Genomic DNA, 19,922 nt, shown 5'->3' on the forward strand with positions numbered 1-19,922 from the left:
GCAGGAGAGAATGAGAGTGCCCGAGCAGGACATGGCCGGATCGGCGCCCCAGGTGGTGAGTTCCTTCCTGGAGCGGCGCCGGGAGCAGATCGCCCAGCGCTGGGCCGACGCCCCGTTGTTCCGCTCGGTCTTCACCGTCTCCCGCGACGAGGCGGTGGAGGCGTGCAAGGCCGTCGTGGACTCGCTGTCCGACGTGGCGGTGAGCGGACGTCTGGAGGACATCGCGGCAGCCGGATTCCAGCCGGTGCGCGACCAGTTGGGACGCATGACACAGACCAGGGCCCTCACCGGCTCTAGCCCGTCCCAGATCGCCGACGAGGTGGCCGGACTGCGGGTGCCTGCCGTGGAGTTGCTGCGCGAGGAGTTCCCCGACGCCGCCGCCCCGCAGGCCCAGGAGAGTGTCCTGGCGCTGACCCTGCTGCTGGGTACGCTGCGCCTGGTGGTGATGGAGACGGCGCTGGACGCGAACGGGGAGTTGATCGAGCGGCAGCGGCAGCAGCTGCTCGAAGTCGCCACCCCGGTCATCAAGCTGTGGGAGGGCACGGTCGCCGTCCCGCTGATCGGGACACTGGACAGCGCCCGCAGCCAGGTCGTCATGGAGTCGCTGCTGGAGGCCATCGTCGAGCAGCGTGCCCGGTTCGCCATCCTGGACATCACCGGTGTGCCCACGGTCGATTCACTCGTCGCGCAGCATCTGATGAAGACGGTGGCCGCCGCGCGGCTGATGGGCGCCGAGTGCATCGTCTCCGGCATCCGTCCGGCCATCGCGCAGACGATCGTGCAGCTGGGCATCGACCTGGGCTCGGTACTCACCCGTGCCTCCCTGGCCGACGCCCTCGCCTACGCACTGGGCCGGCAGGGCATCGAGGTCTCCCGTGCGGACGCGGGTGCGAGCGCGCGGTGAACCAGCCCACTCCCGGTCAGCCGGCTCAGGTGCCGGTACTAGCCCTGGGCGACGTCCTGCTCGTCTCGCTCCAGGGCGAGCTGCACGACGGCATGGCCGAACAGCTGCAGCAGGACATCACCAGCCGCATCGCCACCAGCCGGGTGACCGGCGTGGTGCTCGACATCTCCGGGGTGGACGTCGTCGACTCGTTCCTCGGCCGGGTGCTCGCCGAGATCGCCTCCACGGCCCGGTTGCTGGCGGCCCGTACCGTTCTCGCCGGGATGCGCCCCGCCGTGGCGATCACGCTCGTGGAGCTGGGGCTCGCCCTGCCCGGTCTGGTCACCGCCCTCGACGTCGACCGTGCCCTGGAGCTGCTGGCCCGGAGGGGGACGTGATGCAGGCGTCCGGCCAGGCGTCCGCGACCAGCCTGCCCATCGGCTCGGACGCGGATCTGGCCTGGGTGCGGCAACAGGTGCGGCGGTGCGCGGCCCAGCTCGGCTTCGGGCTCGTCCAGCAGACCAAGCTGGTCACGGCGGCGAGCGAGCTGGCCCGCAACACGCTGGTGCACGGCGGCGGCGGGCGGGCGGAGATCACTCCGCTGGACAACGGCCGCAACCGGGGCCTGAGGATGTGCTTCACCGACAGCGGCCCGGGGATCCGCGATCTGGAGCTGGCCATGACCGACGGCTACACCACCGGAGGCGGTCTCGGCCTCGGCCTGAGCGGCGCCAGGCGGCTGGTGCACGAGTTCGCCGTGGACACCGAGCCCGGCCGGGGCACGACCGTCACGGCCGTCGCCTGGGTGACGCAGGTTCCCTCGTCGCGTCAGGGGGCGGGATGAGCCGGGTGTGGGAGGTACCGGTGGGCGACTCCACGCGGGTACGCGACGCCCGGACGGCCGCCCGGGAGGCATGCGTGCACGCGGGCCTCGGCCCGCGGCGGACCCCGGCCGCCGAACTCGTCGCCACGGAGCTGGCCACCAACCTGCTCAGGCACGCCGGCGGCGGCCGCATGGTGGTCAATCTCGTCGGGCCGCCGGCCGGCGGCCCGGGTGTGTCGGTGCAGCTCTTCTCGTTCGACCACGGGCCGGGCATCGCCGATGTCCCCGCGGCACTGCGGGACGGCTACACCACCGCCGGGGTCTCCCTCGGCGCCGGTCTGGGCAGCTGTCTGCGCAGCGCCGACGCCTTCCATCTGTACAGTGCGCCGGGCCGCGGGACGGTGGCGACGGCCCGCATCGACCCGGAGCACGCCGGGCCCGGGACACCCGCGGGGCAGGTGCCGGCGGGGCAGCCGCCGGCGGGCGGGATCTGCGTGTCGCTGGCCGAGGCCGAGCAGTGCGGTGACGCCTGGAGCTGGGTGCGTTCCGGCGCCCTGCTGACCCTGCTCCTCGCGGACGGTCTCGGACACGGCCCCAAGGCCGCGTACGCGTCCGCCACCGCGGTGGCCGAGCTGCACCGGGCCGCACACCTGCCGCCCGTCGAGATCCTGCGCCGGCTGCACACGGCGCTGCGGCCCACCCGCGGCGCGGCGGTCGCCGTGGCCCAGCTGGACACCGAGCGCGCGGAACTCTGCTTCGCCGGAGTCGGCAACGCCGGCGCCCGGCTGCGTACCGGGGAGGGCTGGGCGTCCCTCCTCTCCCATCCGGGGATCGTCGGGGCGTACTTCCCGGCGCACATCCCCGTGCGCAGGACGCCGTGGCGCCCGGGCAGTCTGCTCGTGGTGCACAGTGACGGGCTGCCCAGCCGCTGGACGCCGCCGGACGACCCCTCGCTGCTCGCCCAGGATCCGTCGGTGCTGGCCGCGGCCGTCCTGCGCGGCGCGAGCAGCCCCGCCCGCCCCGTACGCGACGACACCAGCGTGGCCGTACTGGCCCCCGACCGCCGGACCAGCACCCATGACAGCCGTCTCTGACACCTGGATCCTCGCCTGTGCCGCCGACGCGGCCCGCGCCCGTGCGCTGCTGGCGCGGCTCACCGCGGACGCCGCGGTACCCGCGCCGGACCGCACCCGTTTCCTGGCCGCGCTCGGCACCCGGCTGCGGCCCTGCCGCACCGGGGCTCGCGTGGAGCTGACCGTGACCGCCCACGCCGACGGCACCCTGCACGTGCTGCTGAGCGGGCCCGATCCGTGGCAGCACACCCTCGTCTGCCCCACCCCCGTCGCCGGGGTGCTGCCCAGGCCCGCCGACCTCGACGACGCCCGGCTCGCCGAGGCCCTCCTGGACGCCGACGAGGACGCGTCCGCCGTTCTCGCACGGCTGGCGGAGACGGAGGAGCTGATCCGTTTCCATCGGGAGGAGCTGCACCAGACCAACCAGGGTGTGCTCGCCCTGCACGCCGAGCTGGAGGCCGCCGCGCTGGCCCAGCGCGAGCTGCTGGACGCCGAGCGGGCCGCCCGCGCGGAGGCGGAGAACGCCCGTCGGCAGCTGACCTTCCTCGCCGATGCCAGCGCCGCTCTGAACACCTCGCTGGACCACGAGGACATCCTGTGCCGGCTGCCGGAGCTGCTGGTCCCGGAGTACGCCCGTTACGTCGACGTGTGGCTCGTGGACGACGAGCGGACGCCCCCGGCCGAGCGGGCGGCGGCCTCGGTGACGGCGGCCCGCACCGGCCGGCCCCAGCACGCGGGCCCGCGGCCGGGTGGCCTGCCGGGTGTGGACGACCTGCCGGCCTCGGCGCTGTCCCCGGACCGTCCGCTGCTGTGTCTGCCGCTCGGGGTGCGCACGGTCCAAGGTGTGCTGACCCTGGCCGCGCACGGCGACCGTTTCGATCCGGACACCACCGTGATGCTGGTCGAGCTGGCCCGGCGGGCGGGCATCGCGCTGGACAACGCCCGCCAGTACCAGCAGCACCGCAACGTCGCCGAGGAACTGCAGCGCGCCCAGCTCACCGACCTGCCCGCCACGCCGGGCCTCTCGCTCGCCGCGCGCTATCTGCCGGCCACGCACGGGATGAACATCGGCGGCGACTGGTACGACGCCTTCCCGCAGCCCGACGGCAGTGTGCTGGCGGTGATAGGGGATGTCACGGGGCACGGACTGAGGGCGGCGGTCATCATGGGCCAGCTGCGCACCGCCCTGCGCGCGTACGCCGTCGAGGGCAACGGGCCCGCCCGTATCCTCACGCTGCTGCACCGGATGCTCCGTCACCAGCAGCCGGAGCTGTACGCGACCTGTGCCGTCGCCCGGTTCACACCCGGGGATCCCCGCGTGGTGTGCGCGGCCGCCGGACATCCGCCGGCCGTCGTGCGCGGCCCCGACGGCGAGGTGCGGGTGCTGGACGCCAGGCCGGGGATCATGCTGGGCGTCCCGGTTCCCTTCGAGTACGAGGAGCACGCCGTCGAACTGGCCGCGGGCTCGACGCTCGCGCTGTACACGGACGGGCTGGTGGAGCGGCGGTCCGCCGGAATCGACGCGGGCATCGAGCGGCTGGCGCGGGCCGTGGGCGCGCTCGGCGCGGTGGAGCTGGAGGACCTGGAGACCGCGGCCGACTCGCTGCTGAAGCCCATGCTGTACGACTCCGAACACGACGACGACATCTGCCTGTTGCTCTGCCGCACCGCCCGGACCTGAACAGCCGTGCGGCGGCGGCCGGGTCCCGGGGCGGCCCGAAGGCAGGGCCCCGGCCGCTTGTGCGTGGCCGGTCAGGCGGTGGACGGGAAACGGTCCCAGACCCGGTGCGAGCCGAGCAGTCGGGTGAGCTGCTGCAGGACCGTCGTGGCGCCGTCGCCGGCGATCACCCCGGGCGCGTCGAGGGGGATGCCGGCCGCCTCCAGCGCGCTCTGTGCGCCCTTCGCGGCGCCGATGGCCTTGCCGTGCCGGTACGCCTCCGCCAGCAGCAGCCCCACACGCGGGTCGGGAGTGCCGTTCCGGTCGGTGGGCAGGCCCGCCTTGGCGTCGCGGGCGCCGTAGGCGTCGGCGCCGACGCCCGGGGTGCCGGCCACCAGCAGGGCGTCGAACTCCACCGACCGTGCCGTGGCATAGGTCCGCTGGACGCCGAGCGCGTCCGCGCCGGATCCGAGGGTGCCGCCCGTCGGCGCGACGACCAGCGGGACCATGCCGCCGTCCAGCACCTCCTGGCGTACGGCCCGTACCCCGTCGAGGTCGCCGTCGGGGCCGGTGACGATGCCGATGATCCGGCCGTCGGTGGGCCAGGTGCGCCCGACCTGGGACAGGGCGGGGCTGGGCGCGACGTCGGCCAGGGCCACGGTGGGCTGCGGGGCGGGCAGGCCGAGACCGGTGGCGACGCCCGCGCACAGCTCCGGGTCGATGTTCGCCAGCACCTGCAACGCCCGCTCCCTGATGGCCTGTTCGTAGCACTTGCCGAGTTCGAAGGTGTAGGCGCCGATGATGTGCTCGCGTTCCACCGGGCTCATGCTGAGCCAGAACCGGCGCGGCTGGCTGAAGTGGTCGTCGAACGACTCGGGTGCCTCCCGCACCTTCGTCGCCTCCGGGACGCGCACGGGAGCCTCGACGTACGCCGTGTCGGCGCCGGCGGTGAACGGGCAGCCGCCGTCCAGGGAGTTGGGGCGGTAGGGGGCGGCGCCTCGGTGCACCGCCGTCTGGTGCATGCCGTCGCGCAGCATGTCGTTGACGGGTGCGTGCGGCCGGTTGATCGGGAGCTGCGGGAAGTTGGGGCCGCCCAGGCGGGTGATCTGGGTGTCCAGGTAGGAGAAGAGCCGGCCGGCCAGCAGCGGGTCGTCGGTGATGTCGATGCCGGGGACGAGATGGCCGACGTGGAAGGCGACCTGCTCGGTCTCGGCGAAGAAGTTGGAGGGGTTGCGGTCGAGGGTGAGCAGTCCGATGGGCTGCACGGGGGCGAGTTCCTCGGGGACGATGTTGGTGGGGTCCAGCAGGTCGATGCCCTCGAAGGTCTGGTCAGGGGTGTCGGGGAAGGTCTGGATGCCGAACTCCCACTCGGGGTGGGCGCCCGCCTCGATGGCGTCGGCGAGGTCCCGCCGGTGGAAGTCCGGGTCGACGCCGTTGATGATCTGCGCCTCCTCCCACACCAGCGAGTGCACGCCCAGCTTCGGCTTCCAGTGGAACTTGACCAGCGTCGTCCCGCCGGCCTCGTCGACCAGGCGGAAGGTGTGGACGCCGAAGCCCTCCATGGTGCGGTACGAGCGCGGGATGCCCCGGTCGGACATGTTCCAGAGCGTGTGGTGGGTGGCCTCGGTGTGCAGGGTGACGAAGTCCCAGAAGGTGTCGTGGGCGCTCTGCGCCTGCGGGATCTCGCGGTCGGGGTGCGGTTTGCCGGCGTGGATGACGTCCGGGAACTTGATCGCGTCCTGGATGAAGAAGACCGGGATGTTGTTGCCGACCAGGTCGAAGACGCCCTCGCTGGTGTAGAACTTCGTCGCGAATCCGCGGGTGTCCCGGACGGTGTCGGCGGAGCCCCGGGAGCCGAGCACGGTGGAGAAGCGGACGAACACCGGGGTCTCGACGTCCTCGGCGAGGAAGGCCGCCTTCGTCACGTTCGCCGCCGTGCCGTAGCTGCGGAAGACCCCGTGCGCTGCGGCGCCGCGGGCGTGGACCACACGCTCGGGGATGCGTTCGTGGTCGAAGTGCATGACCTTTTCCCGCAGGTGGTGGTCCTGCAGGAGCACCGGGCCACGGGGGCCCGCCTTGAGCGAGTGGTCCGTGTCGTACAGCCGGGTGCCCTGGGCGTTGGTCAGATAGCTGCCGCTCTGCGCCATCCGGGCCTGGTCGGCGCCGGTGGGCTGGCCGGTGGGTGAAACGGTGTCGGGGCCGGTCTGGTCGGGCTTGGGCGGGAACGGCTCATGGGGTTCGGTCGGCTCGGCGACCGGCGGCGTCCGGGGGCCGGGCTTGCCGGGGATGCCCTCCTCGGGGCCCGCGCCGTCACCCTGCAAGGCGTCCGCCACCTTGTCCACCGCTCGCTTGAGGGGGTTCGTCTCGCTCATCTCCACCATTCCTTCGCTGGTCACGGGGGCGGGCCCGGCACCGGCGAGGCGGGGTGTCCGACACGCGGTGGCCACACCCGGGCATACGGCCGGCAACACCAACACATCAGGAGAAAAAGGGGGGCGGCGCGGCCTCGTACCGAGGTCCCCGGGCCGGTGCGTCCGAAACCGGCAATCGCGGAGGATTTCCGGTCGGGGTGAAGTCGGGCCGTCTCCCATCGAGTAGCCGGGACGGCTGGCCCGCCGGACGCGTCCGTCCGGCCCGGGGACCGTCGAGCAGGGCCAAGTGCCCCCTGCCGAGGGTTTCTTCGCCAGGAGGGCCGGCTTCTTGACCCGAGCAGGCAAGCACCCGGCCGCCCGCACCGCCACCTTAGGCGCTGCCCCCGGCCCCCGCAGTTCGGGAGGCCCGCTCACGGGCGGGTCGTGACCCGGATGGTCTTCAGTGACGGGTCCGCCGCGTCGGCGATGAGGAAGCCGTGCTCCACTCCGCTGCGCAGGTACTCCAGCACCTCCTTCGTGATCACCTCGCCGGGCGCCACGACGGGTACGCCGGGCGGGTAGGGGCTGATCATCTCGGCGGCGATCCGGCCCGCGGCGCGTTCGGCGGGCACCTGTTCGGCGGGCCCGAAGAACGCCTCGCGCGGCAGGACCGCCTGTTCGAGTTCGAGCGCGCGCGGCTCGGGCAGCCGGACGGCGGGCCGTCGTTCCATCGCACCGGCGTGTTCCACCAGGGAACGCATGGAGTCCAGCAGGATCTTCTCGGTCTCGTCGTCGTCGGCGTGGGTGATGGAGGCGCTGATCCGGCAGGTGTCCGAGCCGCCCACGTCGACATGCCGGTCGGCCCGCAGCCATTCGGCCGCCTGCATACCGCTGATGCCGAGGTCCCGGACATCGATGACGATCTTCATCGGGTCGAACTCGGCCGCGAGGCCCTCCTCGATGACCTCGCCGCCCATCACCCGCAGCCCCGGCAGCTCACGCAGTGCCGCCCGGATCCGCTCGGCCCGGTGGACGGCCCGCTCCAGCAGTTCGTGGCCCTGCTCGGCCATCTGCCGCCGCCAGCCGTCCAGGGCGCCGTACACCAGACAGGAGGCGCTGGTGGTGCCGAGGAGGTCCTCGCGCTGCCTGAGCACATCGGATGCCACCCGGTCGTGCTGGAGGTGGAACACCGAGCTCTGTTCGATGGCACCGCCCATCTTGTGGACGCTGGTGACGACCAGGTCGGCGTCGGCGTCCATGCCCCAGGCCGGGAGGGCGGGGTGGAAGGGCAGATGGGCGCCCCAGGCCTCGTCCACGATGAGCGGTACGTCGTAGGCGTGGCAGGCGTCGGCGACGCCCCGGATGTCGGCGCAGGTGCCCCAGTCGGTGGGTGTGATCAGCAGCATGCCCTTGGCGTCGGGGTGCTCGCGCAGCCGGTCGCGGACGTCGTCGGGCTCCGGCGGATGGGCCATGTGCCGCTCGGCGTCAAACTTCGGGTGGACCCAGATCGGCTCCACGCCGTTGATGATCACCGCGGCGATGACCGACTTGTGCGCGTTGCGGGACAGCAGCAGCTTCTCCCCCGGGCCCGCGACCGAGCACATCGCGGTCTTCACGGACAGCGAGCTGCCGCAGGTGGAGAAGAAGGCGTGCTCGGCGCCGACCGCGTCGGCCATCAGCTCCTGCGCCTGTTCCAGCACGCCCTGGGACTCCCGGCGGTCGTCCAGGCCGTTGAGGGTCAGTACGTCCGAGCGGAAGACGTCGAGGCCGAGGACGTCGGCGACCCGGGGGTCGGTGCCGCGGCCCTGTTTGTGTCCCGGCGGCCCGAACACCACGTCGCCGCGGCGCCGGAACTCCTCCAGGGCCTCGAGTACGGGGGCGCGCGAGTGATCCATGAGTGTTCCTCTTCCTGAGCCGGCGTACGCGGGGCGCGGCCCGCGAACAGGGCCGCACCCTTCGTGTTGCACTCGTCGCCCACTCGAAACCCCGTATCCCCCGCTCAGCGGTCCGTGCCGCCGCTCACGTCACACCCCCGCCTACTCCCTCGGAAGACAAGGTTTCACGGTCGTGCGGCCTCAGAATCGCAGCCCGTGCCCCCGGGCCAGGATGAGATGCGGGTCATGGCGGTGCTTGGCCTCGGCGAAGGCCGGCCAGCGGCTGCCGTAGTGGTGCCGCCAGTCGGCGTCCGACAGGGGCAGCGCGTTGACGGGATAGGCGACGGCCCCCCGGGACCGGGCGAGTTCGTACGCGGCACGGTTGGCGGCCACCATCGCGGCGACCGTCTCCGGGCTGCCGGGCGCAGCCGTGCGCAACAGGGCGAACAGGTACAGGACTTCACCGGAGGGGCGGCTGAAGAAAGGCGCGCGCAGCCGGCCGGAGAGCACCGGGTACAGCAGGACGAGACCGGTGTCCCGCAGGTCACGGAAGGCCGGGTCGGCGAGTACCGCGCGGACGACGGACTCGGCGCTGTCGTGCGGCAGCAGCAGGTTCAGCCAGGGATGCGGGTGCAGCCACTCCCCCGTCGCCCGCAGCGCCTCCTCGTCCGTGTCCACGCGGTGCGCGAACTCCCCGTATCCGAGATCCTCCGTCTCCAGGGCGGCGGGATCGTGCGAGAGCCCGGCGAGCAGGGTGCTGTCGTCGGGAGGGTACGGGCCGTCGTGGGGGGCCACGGCCTCGATCATGTACTGCCAGCCGTCCTCCCCGGCCGGCCGGGCCTGCCCCTCCAGATGGGTGAAGCGCTGCTCCTCGGCGAGCCGCCGCTGGTCGGCGAGGCAGCGGGCGAGGTCGGCGTAGTACAGGCAGTAGCGGCGCACCCGGTCGGGCGCGGGGACCAGGCGCAGGGTGGCGGTCACGATGACGGCGCACTGGCCGAGGCCGGCCCGCACGGCGTGGAACAGTTCGGGATCCCGGTCGGGTGAGCACACCCGGTGTTCCCCCGCTCCCGTCACCACCTCCAGTTCCAGGACCTGGTCGGCGACCAGGCCGTGCCGGTGGGTGGCGCCGCCGAGTCCGCCCGCCGACAGGACACCGCCGACACCCGCGCCGAGGTAGTCGGTGAGGACCGGCGGGGTGCTTCCGTGCGGCAGGGTCGCGGCCAGCACGTCCCGCCACAACGCGCCTGCCTGGACGGTCACCTGCCCGTCCGCCACGGGACCGACCCGGTTCATCGCCCGCAGGTCCAGCACGATCCCGCCGTCTGCCTGGCCCTGGCCGTACAGGGAGTGCCCGCCGCCCCGCACGCTCACCGGGACACCCCGGGGTCCGGCGCTCTCCAGCAGGTCCTGGATCTCGGCGGCGGACCGCGGGCGCAGGACACCGAGCGGCGTGGCCCGCACGATGCGCCCGAAGTCCTGCGCGCATGCGCGCAGCGTCTCCGGGCGGGTGTCCAGAGCCCCGCCGAGGCGGGTGGCGAGGTCGTGGGCCGGCGTCATGCCGGAATCACATCAGACGGCGCGGCGTACGTCGAGACGCCGTCAACTTCCTCCCCGCGCCTGGACTTTGACGATCTCCAGCAGTGCGGCGTGCGTCTCCGGGTCGGCCGCCGCGATCAGTCCTCCCGCGCCGGTGAGCACGGGTTCGCCGTACAGGCCGGTCACGATGCAGCCGGCGGCCTGGCACAGGGCGATGCCCGCCGCGAAGTGCACACTGTCGCGCAGGTCGCCGTCGGTGACATAGGCGGCCCTGCGGCCGGCGGCGACCCAGGCCACGGCGAGGGTGCTGGAGATCACCCGGGGACGGAAGCGTTCGGCGAAGCCCGGGTCGGCGAGGAGCCGGACCGCCTGGAAACCGGGCGCGTTGGGGAACGGCGGGTCCAGGTTCACGTCCACCAGCGCGGACCCGGCCGAGGGCGTCAGCGGCTCGTCGGCGCCGTCCCTGCGGACCCGGGCCGCCTCGCCGTCGGTCCAGAAGACCTCGCCGCTGAAGGGGTCGGCGGTCGCGGCGGCCGTGACCCGATCCCCTTGGCGCAGGGCGACGTTCACGCCGACGAGCATGTTCCGCACCGCGTAGTTCAGGGTGCCGCACAGCGGATCGACGAGCCAGCGGCGGTGGGCGTCGGCGGCGCCGGAACGGCCGCTCTCCTCACCGGTCACGGCGTCGTCGGGGCGGGCGGCGCGCAGCACGTCCAGGATGGCCCGCTCGGCGGCGAGGTCCGCCTCGGTCGCGAAGTCGCCGGCGGACTTGTCGTAGCGGGCGAGCCGGCCACCATAGAGGTCACGGACCACGACGGCGCCCGCCTGGGCCGCGGTCAGGGCCAGGCGGGCGTCGGATTCCCCGTTGATGACTGACATGGCGGCAGGATAACTGGAATTCACCTGGCGCCCCCGAACGGGCGCGGGGCTGTGTGTGAGGTGCGGCTCCGCCGCGGGGCGCGGCCGGCCACGACGAGTCCGCCGACGACTGACGGGCTGTCGCGGCACGCACATGGAGCTCTTACGTCCCGGTGAGGGACAGGCTCTGTTCCGCGGCGGAGCGCCCCCCGCCGACAGAACTGCCGCTGTGGTCGGTCCAGGTGCGCACCGGCGTGGTCTCGGCAAACCGGCCGGAGGTGCCCGAGAGGCCGAGCACGAGTCCGCTGTAGCGGTTGACCAGGCGGTAGGTGCCCCCGGAGGTGTCCGGGATCACGAACCACTGCTGTCCGACGGCCGGCCCGCCGGCCGGTTCCCTGGTGACGGTGGGCTTGGCGCCCCAGGCACGGCCCGCGGCCGAGCCGGAGGCGACGCCGAGCAGCCGTCCGCTCGCGGCGTTGGCGAGGGTGAAGGCGCCGTCGCCGGTCGGGGTGAACACCCAGGTGTCGCGGCCGGATCCGGTGGGCCGCGCCAGCGAGGTGGTGGCGCTGCCGCCGGCCGCCTGGGCGAGAATCCGGCCCGCGCCGCTCGCGATGCGGTAGGCACGACTGGTGTCCATGGGCGCGGCTGCGGGTGCGGGGGCGTCGATGGTGATGTCGACGTACTCGCCGGAGGCGTCGTGCGAGCAGCCGAAGGAGCAGTAGGAGCGGAAGGACCTGCCGACGATCGTGGAGCCGGTGCGGTTGGCGCTGTCCAGGAACCAGCGGTACCAGGAGGCGTCGGTGTAGCCGCCGGTGTCCCCGATGAGGCGCCACTTCTGGGTGGTCAGGTCGTCGGTGGCGTAGAGGTACTGCGGTGAGTTCCCGCTCTGGTCGACGGCCTGCGGTTCGCCGATGTACAGGCCGAGATGGGCGTCGTAGGCGATGTTCATGACGAACAGCGGTGAGGTCGGGGGCATCTTCCCGGCCGCGATCTGCTGGGCGGCGGTGCCGGTGTTGGCCGGGTCGTACTCGGCGGAGGCGGGGGTGTAGCCGGTGGGGTGGCCGGCGTCGACGGGGACGATGTTGCTCTCCCTGCCACCGCTGCCGGGCTGGGACCAGGCGCCGTCGTACCACTTGCGCCAGGAGCCGGGGGCCATCCTGGCCGAGATCGGGGCGCGGGCCACGTGCTCGTGGAACGCCTTCCAGCCGCCGTTCTTGTCGATGATCCGGGAGCCGTAATAGACGTAGAAGTAGCCGGAGGCGGTGTCGACGAAGAGGCGCTGGTCGCCGTCGCCGTAGGAGTACGTCTGGTTCGGGAAGGCCGTGGTGTCCCCGCGCCTGGTGCTGTACGGGGAGGTGATCACATGGTCCTTGACGGTCCAGGTGCGGCCCCGGTCGGTGGAGACGGCGTAGTCGACGGCGTCGTAGTGCAGTCCGTCGCCGAAGGGCTGCGGGGTGAACTCGTTGTGGACCAGGCCGTACCAGTCGCCGGTGTCGGGGTCGACCCACACCCCGGACAGGTCGCAGTAGTTCTTCTGGGCGTAGCCGGAGCCGCTCGGGGCGTACGTCGCCTCACGGCCGGTGGGGCTGTTGTTGCAGCGCCAGGTGGTGTCGTCGTTGCGGTCGGCGGGATTGGCGGGGTTCACGGCCTTGCTCAGGGTCTTGTCGAACGTGGCGGAATCGAAGTCCTTGCCGGTGTAGAAGTCCCAGGTGCGCGGGTCCTTGGCGCCGTACAGCGCGGCGGACTGCTGGTAGTGGAAGGTGCCGTCCCGGTCGAGGTAGGGGCTGGCGGGGGTGTCCGTGGGGTGGGTGAAGGGCACCGGGGTCCCCACGGTCACGGTGTAGGTGGCGTCGGCGGGGGGCGCGGCCGATGCCGGGGACGCGGTGCCGCCGCCCAGGACCAGGGCGGCGGTCGCGGCCAGGGCGCCGCCTGCTCTGCTCAAGAGTCGCAACTGTGCTCCTTGTTGCCGAAGGGCCGGTTGCACGGAACGATCCGGCCCGGCGGTTTCCCCGGCAATGGACTCCAGTGCTCCGTCTCTTGCACTTTCGCGCGCGAGGACCGCTCGGCCGCGCCCTTCAGGGCTGCTCGGGCGGGGCGGCGGGCAGCGGGCTGTCCCAGGCCAGTTGGCGGATCAGCGCCTCGTCCGGCTCCGCGGGACGGGCCACGACGGGAGACGGGCGGGACGGGGTGTGGCTGCCGCGGGAGATGCCGCCGCTGACGGTGATGTTGTGCTCCACGCGCGGGCGGCGGTGTCGCTCGTAGGCGGTGAACGCGGCCTGGGGATCGGGCAGATCGCGCAGAGCCTTGGCGAGGACGACGGCGTCCTCCAGGGCCATCGAGGCGCCTTGGCCGGTCGCCGGGGAGGCCGCGTGGGCGGCGTCGCCGATGAGCAGGGTGCGTCCCTTGTGCCACGCCGCGCCGAGCGGCATCTCGGTGGCGTTGGTGACCATCACGGGTCCCTCGGACGCGGCGACGATGTCCGCGGCGGGGGTGGTGTCCTTGCGTAGCAGCGGCAGCAGCTCCTCGTGCCACGGGGCGCGGTGCGCGGCTGTGCCGGCGGGCAGGGGTGCGGTGCTCACGCGGGCGAACCAGTACGTCTGCCCGGTGGGGGACGCCGCGTATCCGAACGCGGTCTCGCTGCCCCGGACCATGGTGATGACGCCGGTGCCGTCCGTGGCGGGTGCGGCGCCGCTGTAGCCGTAGAAGACCCGCTGCCCCGCGTACGTGGGCCGTACCCCGGGGGTGACGATCCCGCGCACGGTGGAGTTCAGGCCGTCGGCGCCGACGACGAGGTCCGCGTGGGCGGTGCTGCCGTCGGCGAACCGGGCGGTGACGCCGTACGGGCCGTCGGTGACGTCGGTCAGACGGGCCCCGTGGCGCAGGCGGATGCCGCGCCGGACCGCCGCACCCCGCAGGGCCGCGTTCAGCTCGCCGCGGCGCAGACAGCGGTAGCGCAGGTCCGGGTCGGTCATCTCGCCGAGCGGGGCGTGCGTCAGCTCGGTTCCCCGGCTGTCGAGCAGGCGCAGGGAAGTCAGCGGAAAACCGACGGCGGTGACGGCGTCCGTGGCGTCGAGCTGGGCCAGGGCGCGCATGCCGTTGCTCGCCAGGGTCAGGAACGCCCCGATGTCCTGGGCCGTCTCGGGTTGTGCCTCGTACACGGTGACGTCGTGTCCGGCCTTGTGCAGCCCGAGCGCGGCCGCGGTCCCCGCGATACCGCCGCCGACCACCAGTACCCTCGTCACATCCGTCCCGCTCAAGTGCCGCTCCTCGCGCCGACAGTGGTGGTGCCCGTCTGGGTGACCATCTAAGGGCAGAAGCGGGCTTGTCGGGGGGTTCGAGGGGGCTCGGGGGCCGAGATCCGGACAGGGTCCGTACGGCGACGCCGCGTCGGACACGACGGTCAGGCAGGCGGACGCCGGTCCGTGCGCGGTCCGCTCCTGGATCGCTTCCGGCCGTCCCGCGAGCCGTCCTTGAGGAGCACGCGGGCGTGCCGCCGTGCACAGGCGCGCCCCCTGTGCGAAGGGTCGTCCACGGAGAATTGGGTACTCCCCGGCCATGCGGGTGAGTGTGGTGGATGCGGGGTCGAACACGGTCCGGTTGGTGATCGCCGATGTGGAGGGTGGTGTTCCGCTGCCGGTGCACACCGTCAAGTGGAAGCTGCGCCTGTCCGAACACGTCGGTCCGGACGGCGCCATCGCCGACGAGGCGGTGGAGCGACTGGTGAAGGCGGTGGGCGCGGCGGGTGCCACGGCCCGCAGGTGGCATGCGGCGGGGCCGCTGGCCTTCGCGACCGCGGTGGTGCGCGGCGCCCCGAACCGGCAGGAGGTGCTGCGGCGGGTCGCGGCAGGCACCGGGATCCGCATGTGCACCCTGCCGGGGGAGACCGAGGCCGAGCTGACCTTCCTGGCGGCCCGGCGCTGGCTGGGCTGGCAGGCCGGTCCGCTCGCGGTGCTCGACATCGGCGGCGGCTCCCTGGAGGTGGCCTTCGGCCGGGGCCGGCTGCCCGACTTCGCCGCCTCCCTCCCGCTCGGCGCGAACCGGCTGACCCAGGAGTACCTGGGTGACCAGGATCCGCCGGGACAGGCCGAGCTGAAGGTACTGCGCCGCCGGATCCGCCATGAGCTGCGGGACGTGGCCTCGCGGATCCGCTGGGAACGGCCGCGCACCGCCGCGGTCAGCTCGCGGACGTTCCAGCAGCTCGCCCGGCTGTGCGGGGCGGCGCCCGGGCGGTACGGCCCGTTCGTGCCGCGGGAGATGCGCTGCCGGGATCTACGCGAGGCGGTCCGCACCCTGGCCGCGCTGCCCGCCGCCGAGCGGGCCCAGCTGCCCGGGATCTCCGCGCCGCGCGCCGCACAGAGCCTGGCCGGAGCGGTCGTCGGGCACACGGCGCTGAAGCTCATGGGGCTGGGCGGGGCCGTCGTGTGCCCGTGGGCGATCCGCGAGGGCGTGCTGCTGCGCTACATCGAGGACGGCGCGGACTGGTGGACGGACGTCACCGGCACCACCGGCACCGCGGCACCGCACTCCGTGACGCCACCCGCCGCGGCACCCCTGCGCATCGCCGGCCCACCGGCCTGAACGACCTCGGCCGACGGGGACCGCCGCACCGGCTTGCCCTCGGTTCGTGTTTCTCCAAGGACCCCGAAACCCGTCGTCAGCCTGTAGCGATCATGACAAATGGCGGGTAGTCATGCCGGTATGGCATTACGTCGATCACGTTCGGGTACGAAACCCCTCGCCGCGCTCGTCGCCGCCGCGGCGCTGGTCCTCGCCGGCTGCGACGGCGGCGGGACCTCATCCACCGGCGACGGGCGGCAGCAGCTGACCGTGGCGGCGCTGCCGCTCACCGACTCGGCCGCCCTCTATCTCGCCCGGGACCGCGGGCTGTTCGCCAAGGAGGGCCTGGACGTGCGCATCCAGCCCGTCCAGCAGAGCATCCAGGCGCTGCCCGCGCTGCTCAAGGGCCAGGTGGACGTGATCGCGAGCGCGAACTACGTCACCTATTTCCAGGCGTACGAGAAGGGCACCCTGGATCTGCGCATCCTCGCCGAGGGCGTGCGGATCGCCCCGCACATGATGGACGTCCTCGTGCCCAAGGACTCCGCCCTGAAGTCACCGAAGGACCTCGCGGGCAGGAAGGTCGCCGTCGCCGTCCTGAACAACATCCAGTCCCTGACCCTGAACGCGATCCTCGACGCCCGGCACGCCGGGCGGCCCGTCTACCGGCAGATCCTGTTCCCGCAGATGGGCCCGGCCCTGGAGAAGGGCCAGGTGGACGCCGCACACGTGGTGGAGCCCTTCGACACCGCCGTCCAGGGCGAGTTGGGCGCACGGGTCCTGCTGGACGCCGGGTCGGGCCCCGCGCGGGGCCTGCCGGCCAGCGGGTACATCACCACGCGCGACTTCGTCGACAACCACCCGAAGGCCGCCGCGGGCTTCCGGCGCGCCGTCGAAGCGGCCTCCAGGCTCGCCGCCGAGGATCCGGGGGCGGTGCGCACGGAACTGCCGAAGTACGCCAAGGTGAGCGCGGACCAGGCCGAGTCGATCCACCTGCCCGCCTATCCCGCGACCGCCGATCCGGCCGCGCTGCGCCGGCTCGTCCGGCTCATGCGCGCCCAGGGCCTGTTGAAGAAGGACGTCGATCCGGCACCTGTGCTGGTGAAATGACACGGCGTCAGGAGGTCCTGCTGGGCCTGCTCGGTGCGGTGGCGGCCTTCGGGGTCTGCGAGGCTGTCGCCCGCGCCGGGCTCGTACGGCGCAGCTACCTGCCGCCCGCCTCCGAAGTCCTCGCCCGCGCCGCCCGGCTGGCGGGTGACCCGGCCTTCGTCGACGGGGTCGGGGTGACGCTGCGGGCGTGGGCGGTGGGGCTCGGGCTCGCCTGTGCGATCGCCGTACCGCTGGGGCTGCTGCTGGGCGCGGTACCGGTCGTGGAGGCCGCCGCACGCGCGGTGATCGAGTTCCTGCGGCCCCTGCCGTCCGTCGCGCTGATCCCGCTGGTGTCGCTGCTGCTCGGCTCGGGCATGCAGACGGAGGTGACGCTGATCGCGTACGCGTCGCTGTGGCCGGTACTGTTCAACACCGTCTACGGCCTCGGCGAGACCGATCCGCTGGCCAAGGACACCCTGCGCGCCTTCGGATTCGGGCGGCTCGCGGTGCTGCTGCGGGTGGAGTTGCCGGCCACCGCCCCGTTCATCGCCGCCGGTGTGCGGATCTCGGCCGCGGTCGCCCTGATCCTCGCCGTCGCGACGGAGATCCTCTCCGGCTTCGGCCAGGGCCTCGGCATCTTCATCGCCCAGGCGGAGACGGCGACGGACGGTACGCGCGATGTGCTGGCGGGGGTGGTGTGGGCGGGCGGCCTGGGGCTGGTGATCAACGGCGTACTGGTCGGGGCGGAGCGGCGGTTGTTCGCCTGGGCGCAGGAACCTCCGGAAGCGGCAGGGCGGATGCGGCAGGGGGCGCGGCGATGAGCCGCACGGCGCTGTCCCTGGTCCTGCGCTGGGCCGTGCTGCTCCTCGCCGTCGTCTGCTGGGAGGGGGCCGCCCGTGCGCGGGGCAGCGTGTACTTCCCGCCGCCGCTGCGCATCGTCCGGCACGCCCGCGGCCTGTGGTTCTGCGGGCCCGCCGGCCATCTGTTCCTCACCCCGGCCGCCGTCGACACCATCCTGCCCAGCCTGGGCCGGATGGCGGCCGGGTTCGCGCTCGCCGCCGTCGCCGGGGTCGTCCTGGGGATCGCGGTGGGCCGCTCACGCCGGGCGTACGCGCTGTGCAACCCGGTGCTCCAGTTCGCCCGGGCCGTACCGCCGCCCGCCCTGGTGCCGGTCTTCGTCGTGGTCTTCGACTTCGGTACGCCGATGCAGGTGGCGTCGATCGTGTTCAGCGCCGTGTGGCCGGTGCTGGTCAACTCGGCCGAGGGCGCCCGCGCCACCGACCCGCTGCGGCTCCAGGTGGCGGCCGTGCTGCGGCTGACGGCGCCCGAACGGCTGTGGTTCCTGATCCTGCCCTCGGCCCTGCCCCGTATCTTCGCGGGGCTGCGGCTCAGTCTGTCGCTGTGCCTGATCCTGATGGTGTTCTCGGAGCTGCTGCCGGGCAGCGACAACGGCATCGGCTTCACGCTCACCGACGCCCAGACCCGCTCCGACCTGCTCACGGTGTGGGCCGCGCTGGTGCTGCTGGGGGCGCTCGGATATCTGCTCAACACCGGGCTGCTGGCGATCGAGAAGCGGCTCGTCGGCCCGAGGGCATCCGCGGGGAGGACGGTATGACGAGGGGCACGGTCCGCGAGGCGGTCGTGAAATTTCTGCGCGACACCGGCCTGACCACGGTCTTCGGCAATCCGGGCTCCACGGAACTGCGGATGTTCCGCGACTGGCCGGACGACTTCACCTACGTACTGGGTCTGCAGGAGTCCGTCGCCGTCGGCATGGCGGCCGGGCATGCGCTCGGCACCCGGCGCGCCGCGTTCGTCAGCCTGCATTCGGCCGGCGGGGTGGGGCACGCGCTCGGCGCCGTCTTCAACGCCTTCCGCGACCGGGTGCCGCTGGTGATCGTGGCGGGGCAGCAGGCGCGCTCCCTCATCCAGGTGCGGCCGTTCCTCGGCGCGGACGAACCTGCCCTGTTCCCGCGCCCGTACGTGAAGTCCGCCCGCCAGCCGGAGCGGGCCGAGGACGTGCCGGCCGTGCTCGCCGAGGCGTACCGGACCGCGATGACGCCGCCACGCGGCCCGGTGTTCGTGTCCGTGCCCGAGGACGACTGGGACCGGCCCGCCCAGCCCGTGACGCCCCGCACGGTGCACACGGCGTTCACCGCCGGTCCCGACGCCCTCGACGCGCTCGCCGCCCGGCTGACTGCCTGCGCCCGCCCGGCGCTGGTGGTGGGGCCGGGCGTGGACGACGAGGAGGCGCTGGAGCTGGTCCGGGCGCTGGCCGAGCGGATCCGGGCCGGAGTGTGGATCAGCCCGCTCTCCGGCCGCTCCGGCTTCCCGGAGTCGCATCCGCTGTTCCAGGGGTTCCTGCCGCCGGTGGCCCGGCAACTGGCCGCGCGGCTCGCGCCGTACGACGTGGTGGTCGCCCTCGGCGCACCGGTCTTCACCTATCACGTGGCGGACGACGGTCCACCGCTCGCGCCCGGTACCGAGCTGTTCCATCTGGACTGCGATCCCGGCCAGGCCGCCTGGCTGCCCACCGGCACCAGCATCGTCACCACCCTGCGCCCCGCCCTGGCCCGGCTCACGGAGCTGCTGAAGGAACCCGACCGCGACCCGCCCCCACCCCGGCCGGCCCCCGCACCGGCCCGCGCCGGGGAGCACACCACTCCGGAACTGTTCTTCGACCTGCTGCGCGCCCGGCTGCCGCGCGACCGGGTCCTGGTCGAGGAGGCACCGAGCCACCGCGACACCCTCCACGCGCGCGTGCCCGTCGAGTCGGGCGGCGGCTTCCTCACCACGGGCAGCGGGGCACTCGGCTGGGCCCTGCCCCTCGCGGTCGGCCGGGCGCTCGCCGACCGGCGCCGGGTGGTGTGCGTGGTCGGCGACGGCTCGGCGCTGTACTCGGTGCAGGCCCTGTGGACCGCGGCCCGGCACGCGGCACCGGTCACCTACGTCCTGCTGGACAACGGAGGCTACGCGGCCGTCCGCGCGCTGGGCCGCCGGATCGGCGTCGCACCCGTCCCCGGCACGGACATCACGGGCATCGACTTCGTGGCTCTCGCGGAGTCCTTCGGCTGCCCGGCGGCCCGCGCCGAACACCCCGGGGAGCTGCCGGCCGCGCTGGACCACGCCCTGGGCCGTGGCGACGACGCGGGCCCCTTCCTGCTGCACCTGCCGGTCACCGGCAGCGCGGGCACCCTGTACGAGCCCTGGGCCGGGTGAGG

Annotated in this window: 16 protein-coding genes; 10 read left to right on the forward strand and 6 right to left on the reverse strand. The window is 73.4% G+C overall.

Features of this window, described 5'->3' with window-relative positions; genetic code table 11:
• The first annotated feature begins 10 nt into the window (after positions 1–10).
• From ACZ7GZ_RS21120 to ACZ7GZ_RS21140, 5 genes are read left to right on the forward strand one after another with little or no spacing between them, the layout of a single operon-like run.
• Positions 11–904: an STAS domain-containing protein gene (locus ACZ7GZ_RS21120; protein WP_471026248.1), complete on the forward strand. Its 894-nt coding sequence runs from the start codon at positions 11–13 to the stop codon at positions 902–904.
• Positions 901–1,281: an STAS domain-containing protein gene (locus tag ACZ7GZ_RS21125; RefSeq protein ID WP_468513803.1), complete on the forward strand. Its 381-nt coding sequence runs from the start codon at positions 901–903 to the stop codon at positions 1,279–1,281. Before ACZ7GZ_RS21120 ends, ACZ7GZ_RS21125 begins: the two co-directional genes overlap by 4 nt.
• Positions 1,281–1,727 carry an ATP-binding protein gene (locus ACZ7GZ_RS21130; protein WP_471026408.1) on the forward strand — a complete coding sequence of 149 codons (447 nt, stop codon included), beginning with the start codon at positions 1,281–1,283 and terminating at the stop codon, positions 1,725–1,727. Before ACZ7GZ_RS21125 ends, ACZ7GZ_RS21130 begins: the two co-directional genes overlap by 1 nt.
• On the forward strand, positions 1,724–2,800 hold the full coding sequence (locus tag ACZ7GZ_RS21135; protein ID WP_471026250.1) for a SpoIIE family protein phosphatase: 1,077 nt from the start codon (positions 1,724–1,726) through the stop codon (positions 2,798–2,800). Before ACZ7GZ_RS21130 ends, ACZ7GZ_RS21135 begins: the two co-directional genes overlap by 4 nt.
• Entirely contained in the window at positions 2,784–4,460 is a 1,677-nt protein-coding gene (locus tag ACZ7GZ_RS21140) for a PP2C family protein-serine/threonine phosphatase (protein ID WP_471026252.1), read from the forward strand. The genes ACZ7GZ_RS21135 and ACZ7GZ_RS21140 overlap by 17 nt, the downstream gene beginning before the upstream one ends.
• A 71-nt stretch (positions 4,461–4,531) precedes the next feature.
• On the opposite strand, the gene ACZ7GZ_RS21145 is transcribed toward ACZ7GZ_RS21140, so the two are convergent.
• The 6 genes from ACZ7GZ_RS21145 to ACZ7GZ_RS21170 all read right to left on the reverse strand — a co-directional run bounded on the left by ACZ7GZ_RS21145 (position 4,532) and on the right by ACZ7GZ_RS21170 (position 14,297).
• Positions 4,532–6,808, reverse strand: coding sequence for a catalase (locus ACZ7GZ_RS21145; RefSeq protein ID WP_471026254.1), 2,277 nt, complete (start codon positions 6,806–6,808; stop codon positions 4,532–4,534).
• Between the two features lie 410 nt (positions 6,809–7,218).
• Positions 7,219–8,682, reverse strand: a complete 1,464-nt coding sequence (locus tag ACZ7GZ_RS21150; RefSeq protein WP_471026256.1) for an aminotransferase class I/II-fold pyridoxal phosphate-dependent enzyme — start codon at positions 8,680–8,682, stop codon at positions 7,219–7,221.
• Between the two features lie 180 nt (positions 8,683–8,862).
• Complete coding sequence (locus ACZ7GZ_RS21155) at positions 8,863–10,218, reverse strand: FAD-binding protein (protein ID WP_471026257.1); 1,356 nt, start codon at positions 10,216–10,218, stop codon at positions 8,863–8,865.
• Positions 10,219–10,260: 42 nt separating this feature from the next.
• On the reverse strand, positions 10,261–11,076 hold the full coding sequence (locus ACZ7GZ_RS21160) for an inositol monophosphatase family protein (RefSeq protein WP_471026258.1): 816 nt from the start codon (positions 11,074–11,076) through the stop codon (positions 10,261–10,263).
• Between the two features lie 142 nt (positions 11,077–11,218).
• Positions 11,219–12,997, reverse strand: coding sequence for an RICIN domain-containing protein (locus ACZ7GZ_RS21165; RefSeq protein WP_471026261.1), 1,779 nt, complete (start codon positions 12,995–12,997; stop codon positions 11,219–11,221).
• A 133-nt stretch (positions 12,998–13,130) separates the two neighbouring features.
• The gene (locus ACZ7GZ_RS21170; RefSeq protein ID WP_471026410.1) at positions 13,131–14,297 is read right to left on the reverse strand and encodes an FAD-dependent oxidoreductase; all 1,167 of its coding nucleotides are present in this window, start codon (positions 14,295–14,297) and stop codon (positions 13,131–13,133) included.
• A gap of 313 nt (positions 14,298–14,610) precedes the next feature.
• Between ACZ7GZ_RS21170 and ACZ7GZ_RS21175 the strand changes: the two genes are divergently transcribed.
• The 5 genes from ACZ7GZ_RS21175 (at position 14,611) to mdlC (ending at position 19,920) form a co-directional block, all read left to right on the forward strand.
• Positions 14,611–15,633: a Ppx/GppA family phosphatase gene (locus ACZ7GZ_RS21175; RefSeq protein WP_471026262.1), complete on the forward strand. Its 1,023-nt coding sequence runs from the start codon at positions 14,611–14,613 to the stop codon at positions 15,631–15,633.
• Positions 15,634–15,753: 120 nt separating this feature from the next.
• Entirely contained in the window at positions 15,754–16,722 is a 969-nt protein-coding gene (locus ACZ7GZ_RS21180) for an ABC transporter substrate-binding protein (RefSeq protein ID WP_471026265.1), read from the forward strand.
• Positions 16,719–17,522: an ABC transporter permease gene (locus tag ACZ7GZ_RS21185; protein ID WP_471026267.1), complete on the forward strand. Its 804-nt coding sequence runs from the start codon at positions 16,719–16,721 to the stop codon at positions 17,520–17,522. The genes ACZ7GZ_RS21180 and ACZ7GZ_RS21185 overlap by 4 nt, the downstream gene beginning before the upstream one ends.
• Positions 17,519–18,316, forward strand: a complete 798-nt coding sequence (locus ACZ7GZ_RS21190) for an ABC transporter permease (protein WP_471026270.1) — start codon at positions 17,519–17,521, stop codon at positions 18,314–18,316. The genes ACZ7GZ_RS21185 and ACZ7GZ_RS21190 overlap by 4 nt, the downstream gene beginning before the upstream one ends.
• Positions 18,313–19,920, forward strand: a complete 1,608-nt coding sequence (mdlC, locus tag ACZ7GZ_RS21195; protein ID WP_471026272.1) for a benzoylformate decarboxylase — start codon at positions 18,313–18,315, stop codon at positions 19,918–19,920. The genes ACZ7GZ_RS21190 and mdlC overlap by 4 nt, the downstream gene beginning before the upstream one ends.
• Positions 19,921–19,922 lie beyond the last annotated feature (2 nt).

The sequence above is a fragment of the Streptomyces sp. NPDC037288 genome (genome assembly GCF_055603265.1).

Coding starts and splice junctions, on each gene's coding strand:
- ACZ7GZ_RS21120 (WP_471026248.1), top strand. CDS start 11: ATGAGAGTGCCCGAGCAGGACATGGCCGGATCGGCGCCCCAGGTGGTG.
- ACZ7GZ_RS21130 (WP_471026408.1), top strand. CDS start 1,281: ATGCAGGCGTCCGGCCAGGCGTCCGCGACCAGCCTGCCCATCGGCTCG.
- ACZ7GZ_RS21135 (WP_471026250.1), top strand. CDS start 1,724: ATGAGCCGGGTGTGGGAGGTACCGGTGGGCGACTCCACGCGGGTACGC.
- ACZ7GZ_RS21140 (WP_471026252.1), top strand. CDS start 2,784: ATGACAGCCGTCTCTGACACCTGGATCCTCGCCTGTGCCGCCGACGCG.
- ACZ7GZ_RS21145 (WP_471026254.1), bottom strand. CDS start 6,808: ATGAGCGAGACGAACCCCCTCAAGCGAGCGGTGGACAAGGTGGCGGAC.
- ACZ7GZ_RS21150 (WP_471026256.1), bottom strand. CDS start 8,682: ATGGATCACTCGCGCGCCCCCGTACTCGAGGCCCTGGAGGAGTTCCGG.
- ACZ7GZ_RS21155 (WP_471026257.1), bottom strand. CDS start 10,218: ATGACGCCGGCCCACGACCTCGCCACCCGCCTCGGCGGGGCTCTGGAC.
- ACZ7GZ_RS21160 (WP_471026258.1), bottom strand. CDS start 11,076: ATGTCAGTCATCAACGGGGAATCCGACGCCCGCCTGGCCCTGACCGCG.
- ACZ7GZ_RS21175 (WP_471026262.1), top strand. CDS start 14,611: ATGCGGGTGAGTGTGGTGGATGCGGGGTCGAACACGGTCCGGTTGGTG.
- ACZ7GZ_RS21180 (WP_471026265.1), top strand. CDS start 15,754: ATGGCATTACGTCGATCACGTTCGGGTACGAAACCCCTCGCCGCGCTC.
- ACZ7GZ_RS21185 (WP_471026267.1), top strand. CDS start 16,719: ATGACACGGCGTCAGGAGGTCCTGCTGGGCCTGCTCGGTGCGGTGGCG.
- ACZ7GZ_RS21190 (WP_471026270.1), top strand. CDS start 17,519: ATGAGCCGCACGGCGCTGTCCCTGGTCCTGCGCTGGGCCGTGCTGCTC.
- mdlC (WP_471026272.1), top strand. CDS start 18,313: ATGACGAGGGGCACGGTCCGCGAGGCGGTCGTGAAATTTCTGCGCGAC.